This window comes from Dactylosporangium salmoneum (assembly GCF_039532525.1).
GTDB classification, from domain to species: Bacteria; Actinomycetota; Actinomycetes; order Mycobacteriales; family Micromonosporaceae; genus Dactylosporangium; species Dactylosporangium salmoneum.
Map to the genome: position 1 here is coordinate 120,060 of NZ_BAAARV010000024.1, position 20,147 is coordinate 140,206.

Sequence of the window (20,147 nt, forward strand, 5' to 3'; positions counted from 1 at the left end):
GAGCATCGCGTGCGGTCACGGGTTGACGGTGATGGTGAACGTTGACGTGGTGTTCTGGATGTTGACGTCGTTGTTGCTCTCGGTCAGGTGGTTGAACGTGACCGAGCCGACCGCCGGGCCCTGGCCCGGTTCCGGCAGCGGGTTGGCCCAGATGCCGAAGCCGGACTTGCCGTTGCCGAAGCCGTCGTTGTTGGCGTGGGTGCCGGTGATCGTGGTGTTGGTGAAGACCGTGTCCGTGACCGGGTTCAGCGCGGTGCCGCCGCTGTAGTCGGTCTGGAACATGATGCCGGTGTACGTCGGGTCGGTGATCGTGGCGTTGTTGACCCGGATGCCCTGGAACGGCTGGGTCGCGGAGAAGACCCAGATCGCGCCGAACGCCTGGTTGCCCCAGAAGTGCCCACCGTCGCGCTGCAGCGAGAAGTTCTGGATCGTCGTCTGCGGTGTCGACTCGAACCCTTCGAAGGAGAACCCGAAGTTCAGGGAGCTGATCGTCAGACCCGGGTAGCAGAGGGTGTCGGAGACGGTGAAGTTCTGGATCGTGTTGCCGCCGCCGCCGTAGACCGCCACGCCGGCCGCCCGCCAGGGAGCGATCGCGGTGACGTTCTGGATGGTGTTGTTCGCGAGCTTGCAGCCGCCGCACTGGTCCTGCGCGGCGAACAGCGCGAAGCTGTCGTCGCCGGTGGTGCGGGCCTCGTCGTTGGAGATGAGGTTGCCCTGGCTGCCGTTGGTCAGGTTGATCCCGTCGGCCATCGTGTCGCGGATGCGCATGTTGGTGAACGTCGAGTTCTGGACGTTGGACGCGCCCCAGACGCCGACGACGTTGTGCTCGATCCAGACGTTGTCGATGGTGACGTTGGACTGGTTGCGCAGGTCCCAGGTGTGGCCGGGGCCGTCCTGGCGGGTGGTGTAGTTGCCGAACCACGCGAACCCGGTGAACGTCGAGCCGCCGGCGCCGGACTGCAGGTCCCACCCGGTGTCGGTGTTGCTCTGGTTCTGCGGCGCGAGGAACTGGGTGTACCAGACGCCGGCGCCGACCACCTTGACCGGCTTGCTGTAGATCAGCAGGCGCCCGGACACGCTGTACTGCCCGGCCGGCAGATACACGCCGGTGAAGGTGTTGGTGGTGTCCATGCGGACCTTGTCCAGCGCGTTCTGGACGTCCTGCTGGGTGAAGCCGGCCGGGACCACCAAATGGGCCGGGTCGGGGTTCGCGGTCTGCGTGGCCTTTTCGAGGTTCATGAAGTCGATCGCGTACTGCGACTGGTTCGACGAGTCCTTCTGCAGCTTGAAGACGGTGCCGACGGGGTACGTCTGGGACAGCAGGAAGCTGGACTCGTCGTAGATGTGCCGCGGCGAGCTGGCACTGGGCGAGTCACCCGGTCCGGTCTCGGCGCCGTAGAGCCATGCGTAGTGCGAGGTGAGGCTCAGCGGCTGGACGAGCTGGCCGTTCGCGTACAGGTTCAGGGTGGCCGTGGTGCCGCCGCCTCCCGCCGCGTCCGGGATCGAGTAGCGCAGCACGAACGTGTTCGTCTGCTCCCGCGAGGTCCAGCTGACCGAGTCGCCGGTGTTGTTCAGGGTCACCGCCTTGCGGCCGGTGGCCTCGCCGGCGATGTCGCCGATCGTGCGGTTCGGCCCGACCACGGCGGCGGACCCGCCGAGCGTGCCGTCGGTGGCCTTGTACATGCCGTAGGGCATGTTCGCGCCCTGCCCGACGAACAGCGGGGTGTCGCTGGTGAGATGCGGCTGCTTGACCGGCAGTTCGTTGGGGTCGGCGGCGAGCACGAGGTGCGCGGTGTACTTGCCGTTGGCCGCGGTCCACGACCCGACGTTCACCGGCGCGGCCGACGCCCCGGCGGCGATGACGCCGGACACCGAGCCGCTGAGGGTGGCCACGGTGCTGTTGTTGGCGTCCAGCAGGGTCAGGGTGATGCCGTGCGACCCGGACGTGGTGGCCACGTTGCCCTGGTTCTTCACGGTGACGGTGAAGTTCACCGTGTTGCCGGCGCTCGGCGTGCTCGGCGTCCAGTTGACGGTGCCGACCAGGTCGGCGGACTGCACCGGGGTGACGACGAGGTTCGTCGGGTTGGTGTAGCTCTGGTTGGCCTGCTGCTCGAAGTTCTTCTTCGACTCGTCGACCTTGGTCGTCAGCTGGTAGGTGCCGGCGTTCAGCGTGCCGATCGAGGCGGACACGGTCTGCGTCGCGCCGGGGGCGAGCGCGCCGACCGTCGTGGAGCCGACCTTGGTGCTGCCGACGTAGAAGTTCACGTCGGTGGCCACCGAGGCCGCGTTGCCGGCGTTCTGGATCACGGCCGAGGCGGTGACCGTGTCCGACTCCACCGGCGCGGACGGCGTCCACGAACTGGACGTCGGGGTCAGGTCCGGGTTCGGCGCGGGCGTGCCCATCACCTGGAACTCGCCGACCTGCCCGCCCGGGGCGCCGCTGTTGGACGTGATCGACAGCTCGACGTCGGCGACCCGCGCGGTGACCGGGATGGTGACCGTGTTCTGGTTGGTGTTCGGGTCGAACGAGTACGACTGCGCGGCGGAGATCGTGGTGAACGTCGTCGCGCTCTGCTCCCGGCCGAGCACCGCGATGGTCTGGGTGCGGGCCGACCAGGCCGAGGCCGGGTTCAGCTTGACCACGACCGAGGTGATGTCGGCGTTGGCGCCCAGGTGCACCGTCACCTGGGACGGGTAGGACGAGCCCTCGAAGTACGTGGTCACGTCGCCGTCGTTGGCATTGGCGGGCACGTAGATGTACGTGTTCGCCGTGCCGTCGATCGGCTTGCCGACCGCGAGGTTGGTACCGCTTCCGCCGGAACCCGTCCGGGTCACGGTGTTGCTCGGCGCGGACGAGTTGCCGGCCGCGTCGTGCGCCTTGACGTAGTACGAGACGGTGGCGGTGTCCGGCTGCGCGTCGGTGTAGGTCAGGGTGGTGCCCGAGACCGTGCCGATCTGCGTGCCGCTGCGGAAGACGTCATAGCCCGTGACCCCGACGTTGTCCGTCGACGCGCCCCAGGTCAGCTTGATCTGACCGGAGACCGGCTGGGTGTAGGCGAGGTTCGACGGTGCGGTCGGCGGCTGCGTGTCGCCGCCGGACTGGCCGGTGCGGGTGACGCTGTTGCTGTTGCCTGACTGGTTGCCGGCCGCATCGTGCGCCCGGACGAAGTACGTGATCGTCGAGGTGAGCGGCGGGTTGTCCGTGTAGGTCAGCACCGTGCCGGACACCGAGGTGAGCAGGGCGTTGTTGGCGTACACGTCGTAGCCGGTGACGCCGACGTTGTCGGTGCTCGCGCCCCAGGTCAGGGTGACCGCGCCGCTGGAGTTCTGGGTGTAGGCGAGGTTGGACGGTGCGGTCGGCGCCTGCGTGTCGCCGGTCGACGGGCCGTAGACCTCGAACTCGGAGATCTGCCCGGCCGGCCAGCCGGTGTTGGCGGTGATGTTCAGCCGCACGTACCGCGTCGTCGTGGCGCTGAAGTTGATCGTGACCACGTTGCCCGTGTTCGGGTCGAACGTGTACGCGGCCGAGGCGACGATGTCGGTGAACGTCGACCCGTCGGTGCTTCCTCGCACCGCCAGTGTCTGGGTCCGTGCACCCCAGGACGTGGCCGGCGGCAGCTTCAACACGACCTGGTTGACGGCGACGGAGGCGCCGAGGTCGACCTGCAGCCACTGCGGGAAGGCGTTGTTCGTGCTCTCCCAGTAGGTCGAGGCGTTGCCATCGTTGGCGTTGGCGGCCACGTAGGTCTGGGTGACGCTGCTGGCGCTCATCGTCTTGCCCGACGCCAGGTTCGTGGTCGAGGTGACGGTACCGTAGATCTCGAGCTCGGAGATCTGGGCGGCTTGCCAGCCGGTGTTCGCCGTGATGTTGATCCGCAGATAGCGGGTCGACGTCGCGCCGAACGAGATCGTCACCGTGTTGCCGTTGCCGCTGGGGTCGAAGTTGTACCCGGCCGAGGCGACGATGCTGGAGAAGGTTGCGTTGTCCGCGCTGCCCTGGACCGACAGCGTCTCGGTGCGGGCGCCCCAGCCGCTGGGCAGCTTGAGGACGACCTGGTTGACCGACGTCGCGGAGCCCAGGTCGACCTGGGCCCACTGCGGGAAGGTGCCGTTGGCGCTCTCCCAGTAGCTCGCCTGGCTCCCGTCGTTGATGTTGGCGGCCACGTACTGGCCGTTGCTGCTGCTGACCGCGACTGCCTTACCCTGCGCCAGGTTCGTGTTCGCGGCCTGGGCGTTAGTGCTGTTGAACGTGGGGAGCGCGGCGGCGACGAGGCCTACCAGCGCCAGGGCGACCGTCCGCAGTCGGCGGGGTCTGCGTGTGTTGTTCATCCTCATCGGCTCTCTCGGAGTGGCGCGGCAACTGCGCTGAGGAGGGGTGATACAGGGTGCGCCCGCGTCGGTGCGACGGGGCGTACATTGGCCGCCACGCACGGCGGCAGGGCCCGGGCGGAAACTCGCGCCCGGACGGGACAGGTCACCACGGTTGGCGGTGGCGCGGAACCTGTGAGCGGCCGGGCAGTCAACGCTATGACTGCGACCTGCAAGCCTCTTGCAGAGTGTGAGCAGAAAATTACAGCAGTCCTACCGGCCGGTCAATACATCGTTCGGTAGCGATATTGCGGCCATGATGGGCGGCCGGCAGTGGTGGTGGCGATCATTCGCCGTGCGGGGACGGGCCGCGTCTGCTCAGCCGAGACCGCCTCAGCCGAGACGCGGTCCTGGCGTCGGGTTGCGGAGATTATCGATCTTCTTATCTGGCTGTGGTATGACCGTGCCGTGGTGATGCTGGGCATCGACTTCGGGACCTCGTCCACCGTGGCGGTCGTCGGGTTGGCCGATGGGCGGGCGGTGCCGTTGCTGTTCGGTGAGACGCCGCTGTTGCCTTCCGCGGTCGGTGTCACGGCGGGCGGTGAGCTGGTTGTCGGCCGGGATGCGGTGCGGGCGTCGCGTAGCCGGCCGGAGGCGTTCGAGGCGCACCCGAAGTCGCGCATCGACGACGGTGAGGTCCTGCTCGGTGAGCGGGCGGTGCCGGTGGCGGACCTCATCGGGGCGGTGCTGCGGCGGGTGCACGACGAGGCGGTCCGGGTCGCGGGGGCCGCGGTCGACCGGCTGGTCCTGACCCACCCGGCGGGCTGGGGCGCCCGCCGCCGGCAGACGCTGCAGGAGGCCGCTACTGTCGCGGGCCTGCCTCCGGCGGTGCTCGTCGCCGAGCCTGTGGCCGCCGCGGCGTACTACGTGCACGTGCTCGGTCACGTGGTGCCGGTGGGTGGTTGCCTGGTGGTGTACGACTTCGGGGCGGGCACGTTCGACGCGTCCGTGGTCCGGCGCACCGCCGGCGGGTTCGAGGTGCTGGCCGAGCAGGGCATTGTTGATGCCGGCGGCCTGGACGTCGACGCGGCGATCGTCGCGCATCTCGGTGCCACGTACGGTGTGCGCGATCCGGAGGGTTGGCACCGGCTCACCGCCCCGGCCACCTCCGCCGACCGGCGAACGTTGCGTACGTTCTGGGACGACGTGCGGACCGGCAAGGAAGAGCTGTCCCGCACCTCGATGACGACGATCTTCGTACCGATCCTGGACCTGGACACGGTGCTCGGCCGGGAGCAGCTGGACCATCTCGCGCGACCGCTGCTGGACCGGACGGTCGCGGCGACCCGCCTGGCCGTGCGCAATGCCGGGGTAGGTGCCGAGCAGGTCGCGGCGGTGTTCCTCGTCGGCGGTTCCAGTCGTATGTCGCTGCCCGCCACGCTGCTGCACCGGTCGCTGGGGGTCGCGCCGACGGTGATCGAGCAGCCGGAGCTGATCGTGGCCGGCGGCACCCTGCACCTGGACGGCGCCGCCCCGCGCACCGCGGAACCGCCGTTGCACCACGACGAGCTGGCATCGGTACCGCATGAGTCCTTGTCCCTTGCGGTGGCCGAGCAGCCGATGCCGCCAGCACCCGCGCTGCCCGACCCGTCCACGTCGACTCCGTTGACAGCCAGGTCTGCGGCCGAAACGATCGACACCCCGCAGGCGGACGAAGGCGGGCCGGGAACGGCGGCTCCGGCACGCGGGCCGCGTCGGCTGCTCGTCGCCGCCGCTGCCATCCTCGCGATCGTGGTTGTCGTTGTGGTGATCGCCCTGCGATTCGAGCCGCCGGCCGCTGGCCCGACGGCCACCAAATCCTCCGGTAACGCACCCACCAGCCCCCTGGCGTCGGCCGCCGCGTCCGCCGTGGTGACGCCCACATCCAACCTGACCCGGCTGGCCACCCTCACCGACCACAAGGGCGCGGTGGAGTCGGTGGCGTTCAGCCCGGACGGCAAGACCATGGCTACTGCCGGCGACGACAACACGGTCATGGTGTGGAACGTGGCCGACCCGGCTGCGCCCGTCCGCATCGCCACCCTCACCGAGCACAAGGACACGGTGGCTGCGGTGGCGTTCAGCCGGGACGGCAAGAACATGGCCACCGCCAGCTTTGACGGCACGGTCATGGTGTGGAACATGGGCAACCCGGCCGCGCCCGCCCACATCGCCACCCTCACCGACCACGTGCATTGGGTGTACTCGGTGGCGTTCAGCTCGGACGGCAAGACCATGGCCACCGCCGGCGGCGACTTTTCGGTCATGGTGTGGAAGATGACCAACCCGGCCGCGCCGGCCCGTATCGCCACGCTCACCGATTACTCGGATGCGGCGCTATCGGTGGCGTTCAGCCCGGACGGCAAGACCATGGCCACCGCCGGCGGCGCAGGCAACACGGTCAAGATGTGGAACATGGCCGACCCGGCCGCGCCCGCCCGCGTCGCCACCCTCACCGACCACAAGAGCCGGGTGAGGTCGGTGGCGTTCAGCCCGGTTGGCAAGATCATGGCCACTGCCGGCGGCGACGACACGGTGCTGGTGTGGAACGTGACCGACCCGGCCGCGCCGGCCCGTATCGCCACCCTCACCGACCACAAGGGCGAGGTGTATTCGGTGGCGTTCAGCTCGGACGGCAAGACCATGGCCACCGCCGGCGCCGACCACACGGTGCTGGTGTGGAACATGACCGACCCGGCCGCGCCCTCCCGCATCGCCACCCTCACCGACCGCGCGTCCGCGGTGAATTCGGTGGCCTTCAGCCCGGTCAGCAAGACCATGGCCACGGCCGGCGGCGACCACACGGCCATCGTCTGGCGGCTTCCTGCCACCTGACCCCGCCGGGCGCGGGACAGGCCCGCGCCCGGCCGGGCAAGGCTCACCAAATTAGGAGTGCCGGCCGTCGCGGCGCGGGCGGACCAGGGTGAACGTGTCCACGGCGGTCAGCTCGCCGAACGGTCCGGACACCGAGTAGTAGGTGACCTCCATGCGGGTGGCGTCGCCGGGGTGGTTGCCCGGGTCGACCGTGAACGCCGCGAAGCCGTACGGGTTGGTCTTGTCGCGGCTCGCCGACCAGGGGGCATCCTCCTGGACGTAGATCGGCGGGCGCTTGCCGTTGCTGCCGACCGGGCCGACGCCGGTGATGACGCGGCACTGCGCCGGTTCGAAGAACAGCGCGTTGGACGGGGCCGAGGTGCCGCCACCGCCCAGCACCATGTGGACGGTGCCCTTGCTGGTGTCCGAGACCGACTTGTCGGTGCTGACCGGGATCGGGGTCAGGGTGTCGTTGGCCTGCGCGCCGCGGATCGGGAACGAGCGCTCGTAGTGGTGCTCGTGGCCGCAGACGACGAGGTCGACGCCGTACTTGTCGAACAGCGGCACCCACTCCTCACGAATGCCCCGGTCGGCGCCGTTGAACTTGTCGACGGTGGAGATGACGACCTGGTGCATGACCACGACGATCCAGTCGATGTCCCGGTTGGCCCGGGTCCGCGACAGCTCCGCCTCCAGCCAGCGCTTCTGCGCGCCGCCGGAGTAGCCGCGCACGTACGAGTTGCCGCCGTCCTGGTAGGCGACGTCATCGTTGTTGAGGCTGATGAAGCGCACCGAGCCGACGGTGAACGCGTACCACAGGCCACGGGTCTCATCGTCGCCGCCCGCGTCGGGCAGGCTGAAATATGACTGGTACGCCCCGTAGCCGATCGGCCCGTTGCCCAGCTCGTTCTCGTGGTTGCCGGCGGCGGGCATCCACGGCCGGAAGCGCGCCGAGCGGCTGTTGTTGATGAACCAGTCCGACCAGGTGCGGACCCGGTTGTCGGAGATGTTGGCGTAGCACAGGTCGCCGTTGACGAGGTGCAGCAGCGGCGCGATGCGCTCGACGCCGGCCACGACGTCGCCCGCGGCCGGCGAGCCGAGGTTGTCGTTGACCCAGATCGGCGAGGTCGCCCCGGCCGGGGTGGTCTGCTTGCCCATCGTCGGCGTGCCCTGGTCGCCGAAGCTGGTGAAGGTGAAGCGGGCGCGACCGCGGGGGGCCGTGCGGAAGAAGCCCGGCATCGGGGTGCCGCCGTCGTGGACCGCGGCGTACGCGTACTCGGTGTCGGGACGCAGGTTGTCGAGGCGGGCGTGATGGATGAGCACCTCGCTGCCGGACTTGGCGTCGGTGTAGTGGACGGTGTCGGCCCGGACGATCCGCCCGTACCCGCCGGAGAGCGTGCCGACGTGTACCTTGGCGCCGGTGACCGACGTGGGCGTCGTCCACGACACGACCATCTCGCGCGTCGGGTCCGCGCCGAACGTCAGGTGCACGCCGTGTACCTCAGGCGCGCCGGTCTTCCCCGGCTGGTGCCAGAACAGCGGCGTCCCGTCGTGCGCGAACGCGGTCCCGCCCGACAGCAGCGCGCCCCCGCCCGCCGCCATGGCCGCGGCCCCGCCGATCCCGGCGAACAGCCCCCGCCGCGAGACCTGGCCCTTCTCGCTGGACGCGGTCGACGTATGTTGATCTGAAGTCATGTGGCCATGCTGTCGACGCCCGGGTGACTCGCGCCGCCGACTCCGGGTAAACAACCGGTGACCGTCGACTGCCGATCCGCGCCTTTCGAGGGTTGCGTGATGGCTCGGCAGAGAGGCTGGAGGCCACCGCTGGCACGTCCGGGGCTGGTTCATGGCCTTCCGGAGTCTTGTCGAGGGCTTGACCGTCAAGTAGGAACGATCATTGTGACTGTTCCGGGCGGGGCTACCGCAGAGTTACCGGGCCGCCGACGGAAAGTGATGACGAGTTGACGACAGAGTTGGTGTCGCTCGAGGAGGCCGTCCGATCGGCCGTCGAGCAGGGACACGCGGAACTCGCGCGCCTGGATGACATCACTGATGACCTGGTCGGCGCATTTGCGAAAGGGCAGAGCGTCGCGCCGTCCTCGTCCGGGTCGATTACCCGGTTGGACGCCTTCACTCGGGGGTTTCCGGAGGAACTGCGATGCCACCTCGATCGTGAGCGCGGGTCGCTCGGGTCGTTCAACATCGCGTTCTTCGGGCGCAGCGGCGTCGGGAAAAGCACCCTGCTGTCGGTGTTCGGCCGGCTCGACGGGGAGTACGTCTCACCGTGGGGTGCCAGCGACTGGACCACCGAGGCGCGCCACATCGAGTGGCGGGACTGCCGGCTGTTCGACACACCCGGGATCAACGGCTGGGGACGGACCGAGAGCCGCGACGTTCTCGAGGCCAGAGCCCGCGAGGCAGTCGAGATCGCCGACATCGTGCTCCTGTGCTTCGACACCTTCAATCAGCAGGCGATGGAGTTCGAGAAGATCGCCACCTGGGTCCGCGACCGGGGAAAGCCGGTGGTGGCCGTCCTCAACGTCCGCACCCCGCGCTGGTACCACCCCGCGAAAGTTCGCGAGGCCGGCCGCCGGAATCTGTCCGAGACGGTTCGCCAGCACGCCGACAACATTCGGACCCAGCTCGTGCAGATCGGGTTGCGCGACACCCCGATCGTCGCCATCCAAAGCCAACGGGCCTTGTTCGCGCGCGCCGCGATCCCCTTCCGCGGCCCGGCCTCGGAGGAGTTCCACGGCGAACGGGCGGCGTTCGGGACGGACTACCTCGATCGCTGGTCGAACTTCGGGACGCTGGAGCGCCTCATCGCCACCTCGATCGCGGAAGGCGGCGCCGATCTGCGGCTGACCGCGCTGCGCGAGGACATCCGATCACGGTGCCGCCGAGGGATCGGCGAGCTTGACGACCTGGCGGCCGAGATCGAGCGGGAAGCGGAAGCCCTCGAACGCGAGGTCGAGTCCCTGTTCGCCGTGCTGGGCTATCCGGACGACGCCGAACGTGCCGAATGGCTGCACGACGCGGCGCTCAGTGCGGATCTGGTCGGCGTTTCCGAGCAGGCGCGGGGCGGCCCGTACACGTCGCCGGGCAACGGGTCGCTGGACCGCTTCGTCCGGCACCTCGCCACCTCGTACCTTGCGGGATGCCGCCGCGAGGCGAAGGCAAACGCGGACGATGCTATCCAAAGGGCATTCGCCGAGCGCACAGCGTTCGGCGAGTCGGAGTTCGTGGCGGCCGTGTACGACCAAGGTGCCATGTCCGCCGCGGCGGAAGCCGTGTGGGCGGCCCGCCAGGCGTTCCTGCAGCGTGAGGTCGAGATCGCGGTGGAACACGCATCCGTCGCCGACGGACCGGCGATGGCGCACGCCGCAACGATCCCCGGCGACAAGGGCGGCGGTATGACGGGTCGTGCCGTCCGCAGCGCGGGTATCGCGGTGGGTATCGGCGCCCTTGCGGTACCCCTCTTCTGGAACCCCGCAGGTTGGGTACTCGCCGCCACCGCCGCGGGCGTCGGGATCGTTGGACAGCTCGGGCAGCATCTCGGCAAGAAAAAGACCGGGAAAGACTCGGAAGAAGCCCGAAAAGCGATGGCTGACGCCATTGCCGAATGTCATCGCGCGGTGGACAAGACGTTCGTTGCCCACGAGGATGCGCTCGTCCGCGACAGCCGGAAAGCCGCGTGGACGTCGTTGGCTTCCACGGTCGGCGAGTCGCTCCGCACTGCGATCGGGCTTCGCATGGCGCGCAGCCGGATCGTGCGGCTGATTGACAGCCTGCAGACCTACGCGGATTCGGTCCGGCCCGCACCCGCGGTGACCGACGTCCTGCTGCGGGCGCAGCGCCGGATGGGGCGAACCCCGGCCGAGGTGACGCGGGCGTTGCTGGGCGAGGACTGGCTCGAGGTCGGCATCGACCACCAGCCGGCGCAGATCGACAATGCGGTGCACGAGGCGTACTCGAGTCGCCAGGAGGCGAACCGCACGCGGCTGGCGCGCGCCATTGCCGCGGCGTGGGCCGCACCGACAACAGCAGAGATCCAATCGTGGGGACACGACCTCGAGGATGCGGCCCGGCGCGACCCGGCGCTGTTCGACGTCGTACGAGCCTTCTGGCGCGTCGCCGGGGCACGGCCGGCATTCGTCGTTCTCGGTGACTACAACTCGGGAAAGTCGTCGCTGATCCGCCGAATCATGGTGGACAGCGGGCGGCAGCCGCACGGGTTCGACATCCGGGCGCTGCCCGCGACCACGACCGCGAACCGCTACCGGTTCGCCGGGTTCGATCTCGTCGACACGCCGGGCTTGCAGAGTGGACGCGACGAGCACGACACCACCGCGTTCGAGACGATCACCGAGGCTGCTCTCGTGTTCGTCGTCGTCCACATCAATCTGCTGGTCGGCAACACCTCGGTACTGGAAGAGCTCTTGCGCGGCTCGGAGATGACCGCCGCCAAAGGCGGGCGGGTGGTGTTTCTCGTCAATCGGTGCGACGAGCTGGGCGCGGATCCGCTGACCGCCCCCGAGACCTTTCTCAACCTGCAGAACCGCAAACGCGAGGAACTGCGTGCGGCTTTTGCCGCACGTTCCGTCGACGTGGACATCGAGCGGATTCACTGCTTGTCGGGGGATCCGTTCGGTTTGGTGAGCGGCGATGCGACGGCGGGACCCGCTGATTTCGACGAGCATCGACTGTGGGACGGCATGGCCGCACTGACGAGCGCCCTGTCAGGTCTCTGCGACGAGCAGCTGTCCGATGCGGCGTCGTCGGCCGCCTTCGACGCGGCGGTCACCGGCCTGAAGCATCACCGGCAGACGCTGTACCAGGTGCTGGCCGACGGCGCGAAGGAGCTGCGCCGCTCGGAACCGGTGATCGCCAGCCTCCGGGCCGCGGTGAACGACGCCACGGTCGTCGAGGGCTCACTGCGCGAGGATGCCCGCCGGATGGTGGACCGCCACGCGGTGACGGCGAAATCCGCGGTCGCGGAGCTCGATCGGAAGGGCGCCAAGAAGCTGGAGAGCCTCGTCGAGTCCTGGTGGAAGGCCCCGCAGTTCGAAGCCGATCTCGAACGATACCTTGCCGATGCGGCGCGCAAACTGGACGAGTGGCACGGTGACCACATACCGGCGATCGGGCGCGAGATGCGCGCTGCCGAGTTCCAGGTGGCACCCGAGTTCGCGGCAGAGTTCAAGGCCCGGGGAACGGCCTGGTACGAGGAGGTGACCGAGGGCGCCGGCAACGTCGCGGGAAAGCTGTCGCCGCTTGCGAAAGCCCTCGGAAACCGGAACGCGGTCTACGCGATCGGCAAACAGGTCGGCTACAAGTTCAAGCCGTGGGGTGCGGTGAAGGGCGGCGCCAACGTTGCCCGAGCCGCAGTCGTCCTCGGGGCCATCGCTTCCGTCGCGGACATCGCGTCGATGGCCATTGACGCCCAGAAGGCCGGGAAACACAAGCAGCAGCAGGAATCGGCGTCGCAGAAGATCGACGAAGCGGCTGCGCGGATCGTCGACCAGATCATGCGCGGCGAGCAGGGGGAAGGCCCTGTCGGATACCTCGAGCAGCGGACCAAGGAGCTCGAAGCGCTGCTCGACGAATACCTCGATCTCGAATCGTCGGTCAACGAACGGATGGACTCGGCGAAGGTGCGGGCCGAGGCGGCCGGAGCCTTGATCGCGGCCGCGGAAGCATTGATCGGTACGCCGGAGAGGAACGCATAACCGTGGTTGACATCGATGCGGTACGAGGCTGGCTGGGGCGGCTTCCCGGCGAATCGACCGGGCAGTACGTCGACCACTGGGATGCTTTCCAGAAGCTGGACAGACCGGTCGTGACCCTGTTCGGCTCCTACGACACCGGCAAGAGCTCCCTGCTCCGCCGGTTGCTCATCGACTCGGGCAGCGCCGTTCCCGCCTGGCTCACGATCAGCGCGCGCCACGAGACCTTCGAGGTCAATGACATCGAGGTCGGTGGGTGCATCATCCGTGACACCCCCGGATTCGAGGTCGGCGCGTCCGACATCCGTGCACAGAACAACTCGCGCCGCGCGATGGCGGCGGTCGGGCTCACGGATGTCGGCATCGCGGTACTGACGCCGCAGCTGGTGACCGCCGAACGCGACGTGCTGCAGAAACTGTTCACGCAGGGCTGGCCGGCCGGGACGATGTGGTTCGTCATCTCGCGGTTCGACGAGGCGGGCAGAGACCCGGAATACGACCTCGCGGGGTACCGGGAACTGGGCGATCGCAAGGTTCGCGAGCTGCGGGACCTGTTCGGCCTGGACGACCGGGCGCCGGTCTTCGTCGTCTCGCAGGACCCGTTCCAGACGGCCGGGCCGGCCACCGATCTCGGCCGGGAGACCTGGGACGAGTTCCGTGGCTGGGACGGCATGCAGGACCTCACGGATGCGCTCGGGGCGGTGTCCCCGTCGGCACTGCCCGGATGGCGGCATGCGGCCGGGCAACGGTACTGGACGGCTGTCCTCGACGAGACCGTGACCGAACTGCGCAGGCAACTGGCGGACTACACGGCACAAGCCGAGGTAGCGGCCGACGGCGTCGCCCGCCGCGACCAGTGGCAGCGTGAGCTCGACACGCTCGACCAGGCAGCCCGGGCCGGCCTCGACGGTCTCGTCGAGGAAGTGATGCGGCGGTCGTGGGACCCGGGCTCCGGCACCGATGAGCTCCAGCGCACGCTCGACGAATGGTTCACCAGGCACGAGGTCCGTCTCGAGCGGCTGCGGCAGTCGATCCGCAAGACCAAGGAGCGAGAGCGCGCCCGGCCGTCCTGGGCCGGCTTCGCCTCGCTGATCGCGACACTCGAGTCCGGGGAAAATCCCTCCACCGCCCCGGAAGGGACCGGCCGGATCGCAGAACACACCAACAACGTCGGGACCATGCTGCTCGGTGTGCTGAAGACCATGAACAACGCATCCGATATCGGCAAGAAGGCGAAGCCGGCGAAGGTAGCCGGGAAGCTGGGACCGCACCTCGGCACCGCCGAAGCCGCGCTTCCCCTCGCCGTCTACCTGGCGAAGCTCATCGACGAGCACAGAGCGGATCGCGCGCGCCTGAACCAGGACAAGGCGGCGGCCGAGCAGCGGCAACAGATCGTCGCCGAGTGCACGCAGCGCGCTCGCGACACCTGGCAGCCGTTCGTCGACGACGTACACGACGAGATCGTCGCGCAGACGAGCGACCAGGTCGACCTTGATGCGAGCCTGCGCCGACTCGTCGAACAGCTGCAAGGAGCCGTTGCGGAAGGCGAGGGCCTCGCTCGCGCGGGTACCCAGCCGCGGCTCGAGACAGAGGCGTAAGCGAGTGGGCCCGTACCTGCCGAGCCTTGGGCGTGCAGCGCCCAGCGGCGGTCTTCGGCGGCCCCGGCTCGCGCGCTTGTCAGCTGCTGGAAGGTGTCAGCGACCCAGCTGATGCCGGACATCTACGACAGCGACGAGGAGTGAACCGCTCGCATCGCGGCTTGCGTGCAGTAGCGCCGCGGCGGGTCCAGGCAGTGATCGGATCGGGCCGCAACGATCGGGCGCGGGCGGGGTCCCTCCGGCCAGGATCGACGTTGAAAGGAGGGCCTCGTGATCTCGGCACTCAACCGGCTTGTCGACTTTGTCGAGGAGCATCTCACCGAGGAGTTCGACGTCAGCGGATTGGCCAGGGCGCTCGGCACGACCGAGTACCACCTGCGCCGAATGTTCTCGTCGTTGGCCGGCATGCCGTTGTCGGAGTACGTGCGCCGGCGGCGCATGACCGTCGCGGCTGCCGCCGTCGTGCGGGGTGAGGACGACCTGCTGAGCATCGCCGTCCGGCACGGATACGGCTCGACCGAGGCGTTCGGACGTGCGTTCCGCGCGGTCCACGGCGCCAGCCCTGGTGACGTACGCCGTGACGGAGGCCCTCTTCGCACACAACCGCAGGTCAGGTTCCGCCTGACCGTCGAAGGGAGCATCCCCATGGACACCCGCATCGTCGAGCGCCCCGCGTTCCGGCTCGTCGGTCACGCAGCCCGGGTTCCGCTGATCCACCACGGCATCAACCCGCACATCCAGCATCTCGTCACCGCACTGCCGCAGGAGGAGCATCTCCGGCTGAAGACCCTCAGCGACACCGAGCCGGCGGGCCTGCTGCAGGTCAGCGACGACCTCGACCCCGACGCCACCGAGGGTAGCCCGCTCACCTACCTGCACGGGGTCGCTGTCTCCCTGGACACGCCGGCCCCCGACGACCTCCACGCCATCGACGTACCGGCCGGCATGTGGGCGGTCTTCCGCACCGCCGGGTCCTACCCGCAGGCTCTGCAGGAGACCTGGGCCGCGACCGCCACCGAGTGGTTCCCCTCCAACCCGTGGCGTCTGCGGCCAGGCCCCTCGATCGTGGCGGTCCTGGAACGCGCGGACGACTTCAGCACCGCGACCTGCGAACTGTGGCTGCCCGTCGAACCGACGTGACGGACCCTGCGCGGATCTGGACAACATCGAGGATCCGGCCCGGCCGCCGTCCCGCTGCCGGGCTGGTACCGCAACGTGGACACCCGCATATCGGCTTCGTGTTGCGTTGCGGTAAGACCGCGGCCCGGCCGTCAGGCGGCCACGGCGGCGGGAACCGCCGCAGCGCGTACCTTCGGCCGCAGCAGCAGCAGTATCAGCAGCCCCGTGGTGCACATGGCCGCGCCGATGCCGAACGCCAACCGATAGCTGAACTGCTGCGCCAGCCCGAGCAGCGGCCCTGCCATCAACTGCCCGGCCGGGAACGTGTTGGAGAACAGGGTGGTCGCGCGGCCGGGGGCGTGCGGGAGCAGGTCTTGCATGTACGAGATGCCGAGGCCGGACACCGCGGCGATGAACCGTGTGGGCGACGGTGGCCAGGCCGTAGTGGGCGATGCCGACGCCGGCCCCGGCGAGGGCCAGCACGCGGACGGGCAGCCGCGTCGTCAGCGCGCCCATGCCGAGCATCAGCGGGATTTCGAGCAGGGCGCACAGCCCGAGGATCAGTCCGGAGTCGCTGATCGGCGCGCTCAGCTCGTTGGTGACGAACAGCGGCATGACCTGGACGCCGAGCGTCAGCACCTCCCGCGCATACGCGAACGCCTGCGGGAACAGCGATCCGGCCGCCGCGGTCATCGTGACCGCTACCGCGAGCAGCACCCAGTAGTCGCGCCGGCTGACCCGCCTGCGTGGTGCCGGCCGTGGTTCCCGCGGCCGGCCCACCGCGCCACCGCTGGGCAGCCCGGCAAGCCGGCGTGCTCAGCCGATCACGCGGTGCCGGGAGAGAGCGTCTTCATCGTGACGTAGCTGGTCACCATGGCCACGCCGGGCAGGCCGGCCAACCGGTTGGCGTGGAAGTCCTCGTAGGCGGGCAGGTCGGCGACTTCGACCTGGAGCAGGTAGTCGAAGTTGCCGGTGACGTGGTGGCTGTGCACCACTTCGGGCAGCCGGATGACCGCACGCTCGAACGCGACCACATCGGCGCGGGCGTGCCGCACCAGCCGGACACCGGCGAACACCCGCAGGCCGCGGCCGACCGCGGCGGGATCGATCAACGCCCGGTAGCCGCGGATCGCCCCGGTCTCCTCCAGTCGGCGCACGCGCCGCAGGCAGGGCGACGGCGACAGGCCGACCCGCTCGGCGAGTTCGGCGTTGCTGATCCGGCCATGCTGTTCCAGCACGGCCAGAATCGACCGGTCAACCTCGTCCATGCGGCAGATTATTGCCGTACTACTGCAGCTAGCACAATTGCATGCCTCAACTTGGCGCAATTTGCTGCCAAAGTTGCCCGGATTCGTTCGCGTCGGCGTTCCGGCCGGTCATGCTCCATGGCGTCACATCCGACGGTCCACGGAGGGGGAACCATGTCGGGCAGCAGCACGGTCGCCATTCACGCCGACCGCGACGTCCAGCCCAGCCACGCCGTTGCGCCGCCCATCTACCAGACGGCGACGTTCTGGGCCGAGGACGCGGAGCAGTTCGCACAGGCCGCCGTCCACCGGCGGGGCCAGAGCTTCTACACCCGCTACGGCAACCCGAACCACGCGCAGGTCGCGGCCGTGGTCGCGGAACTGGAGCACACCGAGGCGGCAATGGTCACCGCGTCCGGGATGGCCGCCCTCACCGCCGCCGTGCTGGGCCTGGTGTCCGCCGGTGACCACGTGATCGGCCAGCTGTCCACCTACGGCGGCACGGCGTCCGTGCTGCTGAACCTGCTGCCGCGGCTGGGCGTGTCGATCACCCAGGTGGACCAGACCGACCTCGAGGCGTTCGAACGGGCGCTGACCCCGCGGACCCGCCTGATCCTGGTGGAGTCGCCGAGCAATCCGCTGCTGCAGCTCACCGACCTGCGCGCCGTCGCCGACCTGGCCCGCGCCCACGACGTGCTGACGATGGCGGACAACACCTTCGCCACTGCGATCAACCAGCGACCGGCAGACTTCGGCATCGATCTGGTCTGGCACAGCGCGACCAAATACCTCAACGGCCACTCCGATGTGTCCGCCGGGGTGCTGGCCGGGCCGGCGCAGATCCTGGACCGGATCTGGGACGTCGCCGTGCTCACCGGTGCCGTGCTCGGCCCGTTCGATGCGTGGTTGCTGCTGCGCGGCCTGCGCACCCTGCCGCTGCGGATGGCCCGGCACAACGCCAACGGCCAGGCCCTGGCCGAGGCACTGCACGACCACCCGGCCGTGGCCCGGGTGCACTACCCCGGCCTGGCGACCCACCCGCAGCACGCGTTGGCGGCCCGCCAGATGAGCGGTTTCGGCGGGGTGCTGGGGATCGAGCTCGCCGGCGGTTTCGAGGCGGCCGACGCCTTCCTCGGCGGGCTGCGCTACGCCCGTCGGTCGGCCAGCCTCGGCGGCGTGGAATCACTCGCCGTGCACCCGGCCTCCATGTGGCGCGGGATGCTCAGCGAGGAACAGCTTGCCGCCTCGGGGGTTGCGCTGGGCCTGGTCCGGTTGGCCGCGGGCACGGAGGACACGGCCGACCTGGTCGCCGACGTGCTCGCCGCGGCCGACGCGGTGGCCGGCGCGATCCCGGCGACGGTGCAGGAGCTCACCCGATGAGGACCCTGCTGCAGGGCGGCACGGTGGTCAGCATGGACCCGGCCGTCGGTGATCTCGACCGCGGCGACGTACTCCTCGAAGACGGCGTGATCGTCGAGGTGGCCGAGCGGATCGAGGTCCCTGACGCCGAGGTGATCGACGCGACGGACCGGATCGTGCTGCCCGGCTTCGTCGACACCCACCGGCACACCTGGCAGACGGCGTTCCGGGGCCTCGGCGCGGACTGGACATTCGCCGAGTACCTGACGGCAGTACACGGCGCGTTGAAGCCCCACTACCGGCCCGAAGACGTCTACCTGGGCAACCTGCTCGGCCGGCTGGAGGCCCTGCACTCGGGCGTCACCACGATGCTGGACTGGTTCCACTGCGGACAAAGCCCCGCGCACGCCGACGCCGCCGTCGCGGCGCTGCGGGACGCGCCGGGACGGTCGATCTTCTGCTACGGCGCGGGGTTTCGCACCACCGACCCGATCGATGCCGAGATCCGGCGCGTCCGCTCGACACTTTCCGGAGACGGCCTGCTCACCATGGCGCTCGGGCTACGCGGGCCGGAAATGACCACAATGGACATCGTCTCCGACGACCTGAGCCTTGCGGCCGAACTCGGGCTGCGGACCAGCGTGCACATCGAATCCGGCGGGGCCGGCGGCCGCCCGATCGCCGAACTGCGTGACAACGGCCTGCTGCTCGACACCACGACCTTCGTGCACGCCAACGGGATCAGCGACGAGCAGCTACGGATGGTCGCTGACGCAGGCAGTTCGGTGTCGATCAGTCCGGACGTCGAGCTGAAAATGGGCATCGGCTGGCCGGAGACCGGCCGGATGCTGGCCGCCGGCCTGCGCCCGACGCTGTCCACCGACGACTGCCCGTCGGCCGGCGGCGACATGTTCGCCACCATGCGCACCGCCTACGTGGTCCAGCGCGGCCTGGATGGCGGCCTGCGCTCCCGGGACGTGCTGGAGTTCGCCACCGTCGACGGCGCCCGGGCGTGCGGGCTTGCCGCCCGAACGGGCAGCATCACGCCCGGTAAGGACGCCGACCTGATCCTGCTGCGCGCCGACGACCTGACCGTGTTCCCGGCCAACAATCCGGCCGGCACGATCGTTGCCGCCGGCCATCCCGGCCTGGTCGACACGGTGCTCGTCGCCGGCCGCGTGGTCAAACGCGACGGCGTCCTGGTGGACGTGGATCTGCCGGCGCTGCGGACCCGCCTGCTGGAGTCGCGCAACCGGATCGCGGCGGCCGCCGGCATTCCGCTCGACGGCACGTGGCGTCCCCGGTCGGCATCGGTTTGACCATCCCGCTGCTTGCCCGGCCGTCGCCGCCCGGCCTTGGAGTTCCTAATAGGAGAGGTCCATGGGCGCGACCTGCACGACGGCGTGCAGCAGCGATTCGTCTCGCTCGCGTTGCACATCCGCCGGGCCGAGGCGGACGTGCCGCCGGAGCTGACGCAGCTTCGGCAGCACCTGTCCGCCGTCGTGGCCAGGTTGGACGGCACGGTCGACGACGTGCGCGAGCTCTCCCGCGGCGTGCCCCCGGCGATCCTCACAGGGGGTGGCCTGCGACCCGCGCTGCGCACGCTGGCCCGCCGCTGCGCCGTCCTGGTGGAGCTCGACGTACAGGAGGACGGCCGCCTGCCGGATCGGTCGAGGTCGCCGCCTGCTATGTGGCGGCGTGTCGAGCGGGTCCCGCTCGTCCGGCCGTTCCCCTTTGCTGGGGCAGCACGGCCGTGCGCCGTCCACCTTGTTGCGCCCCGCATTCCGACCCGGTCGGCAGCCTGCGGCAAGGCCATGGGCTGGTTCGATCGCCTGTCCGACCCGTGTCGCAGCACCGCTTCCGGTCCGTGGAGCTCTCGCCAGAGTCAATGATGCCGACGCGCCGCCGAACGGTCACAACGAGCCCGCTGAGCTGCG

12 protein-coding genes are annotated in these 20,147 nt (G+C 69.5%); 8 read left to right on the plus strand and 4 right to left on the minus strand.

Annotation, left to right across the window (positions count from 1 at the left end):
* Positions 1 to 15: 15 nt before the first annotated feature.
* Complete coding sequence (locus ABD352_RS15335; RefSeq protein ID WP_344613022.1) at positions 16 to 4,329, minus strand: discoidin domain-containing protein; 4,314 nt, start codon at positions 4,327 to 4,329, stop codon at positions 16 to 18.
* Positions 4,330 to 4,782: 453 nt separating this feature from the next.
* Here ABD352_RS15335 and ABD352_RS15340 point away from each other — a divergent pair, with 453 nt between their 5' ends.
* Positions 4,783 to 7,182 (plus strand): Hsp70 family protein, encoded by a 2,400-nt coding sequence (locus ABD352_RS15340; RefSeq protein ID WP_344613107.1) that lies wholly within the window; start codon positions 4,783 to 4,785, stop codon positions 7,180 to 7,182.
* Positions 7,183 to 7,233: 51 nt separating this feature from the next.
* On the opposite strand, the gene ABD352_RS15345 is transcribed toward ABD352_RS15340, so the two are convergent.
* Positions 7,234 to 8,856, minus strand: a complete 1,623-nt coding sequence (locus ABD352_RS15345; RefSeq protein WP_344613023.1) for a purple acid phosphatase family protein — start codon at positions 8,854 to 8,856, stop codon at positions 7,234 to 7,236.
* Positions 8,857 to 9,137: 281 nt separating this feature from the next.
* On the opposite strand from ABD352_RS15345, the gene ABD352_RS15350 reads away from it, so the two are divergent.
* The 3 genes from ABD352_RS15350 (at position 9,138) to ABD352_RS15360 (ending at position 15,625) form a co-directional block, all read left to right on the plus strand.
* A complete protein-coding gene (locus ABD352_RS15350; RefSeq protein WP_344613024.1) occupies positions 9,138 to 12,890 on the plus strand; it encodes a GTPase in 3,753 nt (1,250 codons plus the stop codon).
* A gap of 110 nt (positions 12,891 to 13,000) precedes the next feature.
* Positions 13,001 to 14,485: a GTPase domain-containing protein gene (locus ABD352_RS15355; RefSeq protein WP_486303852.1), complete on the plus strand. Its 1,485-nt coding sequence runs from the start codon at positions 13,001 to 13,003 to the stop codon at positions 14,483 to 14,485.
* A 270-nt stretch (positions 14,486 to 14,755) separates the two neighbouring features.
* Entirely contained in the window at positions 14,756 to 15,625 is an 870-nt protein-coding gene (locus ABD352_RS15360; protein WP_344613026.1) for an AraC family transcriptional regulator, read from the plus strand.
* Positions 15,626 to 15,756: 131 nt separating this feature from the next.
* Here ABD352_RS15360 and ABD352_RS15365 read toward each other — a convergent pair whose 3' ends face one another.
* Positions 15,757 to 15,984: a hypothetical protein gene (locus tag ABD352_RS15365; protein WP_344613027.1), complete on the minus strand. Its 228-nt coding sequence runs from the start codon at positions 15,982 to 15,984 to the stop codon at positions 15,757 to 15,759.
* Here ABD352_RS15365 and ABD352_RS15370 point away from each other — a divergent pair.
* Entirely contained in the window at positions 15,983 to 16,468 is a 486-nt protein-coding gene (locus ABD352_RS15370) for a hypothetical protein (RefSeq protein ID WP_344613028.1), read from the plus strand. The two genes, ABD352_RS15365 and ABD352_RS15370, sit on opposite strands and share 2 nt — an antisense overlap.
* Here the strand turns inward: ABD352_RS15370 and ABD352_RS15375 are convergent.
* Entirely contained in the window at positions 16,429 to 16,872 is a 444-nt protein-coding gene (locus ABD352_RS15375; RefSeq protein ID WP_344613029.1) for an Lrp/AsnC family transcriptional regulator, read from the minus strand. The two genes, ABD352_RS15370 and ABD352_RS15375, sit on opposite strands and share 40 nt — an antisense overlap.
* A gap of 153 nt (positions 16,873 to 17,025) precedes the next feature.
* Here ABD352_RS15375 and ABD352_RS15380 point away from each other — a divergent pair, with 153 nt between their 5' ends.
* Genes ABD352_RS15380 through ABD352_RS15390 form a run of 3 tightly spaced genes read left to right on the plus strand, consistent with a single transcriptional unit; the run spans position 17,026 to position 20,102 of the window.
* A complete protein-coding gene (locus ABD352_RS15380; RefSeq protein WP_344613030.1) occupies positions 17,026 to 18,231 on the plus strand; it encodes a trans-sulfuration enzyme family protein in 1,206 nt (401 codons plus the stop codon).
* Entirely contained in the window at positions 18,228 to 19,529 is a 1,302-nt protein-coding gene (locus tag ABD352_RS15385) for an amidohydrolase family protein (protein WP_344613031.1), read from the plus strand. The genes ABD352_RS15380 and ABD352_RS15385 overlap by 4 nt, the downstream gene beginning before the upstream one ends.
* 36 nt (positions 19,530 to 19,565) lie before the next feature.
* On the plus strand, positions 19,566 to 20,102 hold the full coding sequence (locus tag ABD352_RS15390; RefSeq protein WP_344613108.1) for a histidine kinase: 537 nt from the start codon (positions 19,566 to 19,568) through the stop codon (positions 20,100 to 20,102).
* The last annotated feature ends 45 nt before the right edge of the window (positions 20,103 to 20,147 follow it).

Bases quoted from the DNA above. Each gene is read 5' to 3' on its own strand.
- ABD352_RS15365 (WP_344613027.1), bottom strand. From the start codon at position 15,984: ATGCAAGACCTGCTCCCGCACGCCCCCGGCCGCGCGACCACCCTGTTC.
- ABD352_RS15335 (WP_344613022.1), bottom strand. From the start codon at position 4,329: ATGAACAACACACGCAGACCCCGCCGACTGCGGACGGTCGCCCTGGCG.
- ABD352_RS15375 (WP_344613029.1), bottom strand. From the start codon at position 16,872: ATGGACGAGGTTGACCGGTCGATTCTGGCCGTGCTGGAACAGCATGGC.
- ABD352_RS15385 (WP_344613031.1), top strand. From the start codon at position 18,228: ATGAGGACCCTGCTGCAGGGCGGCACGGTGGTCAGCATGGACCCGGCC.
- ABD352_RS15345 (WP_344613023.1), bottom strand. From the start codon at position 8,856: ATGACTTCAGATCAACATACGTCGACCGCGTCCAGCGAGAAGGGCCAG.
- ABD352_RS15340 (WP_344613107.1), top strand. From the start codon at position 4,783: ATGCTGGGCATCGACTTCGGGACCTCGTCCACCGTGGCGGTCGTCGGG.
- ABD352_RS15380 (WP_344613030.1), top strand. From the start codon at position 17,026: ATGTCGGGCAGCAGCACGGTCGCCATTCACGCCGACCGCGACGTCCAG.
- ABD352_RS15370 (WP_344613028.1), top strand. From the start codon at position 15,983: ATGTACGAGATGCCGAGGCCGGACACCGCGGCGATGAACCGTGTGGGC.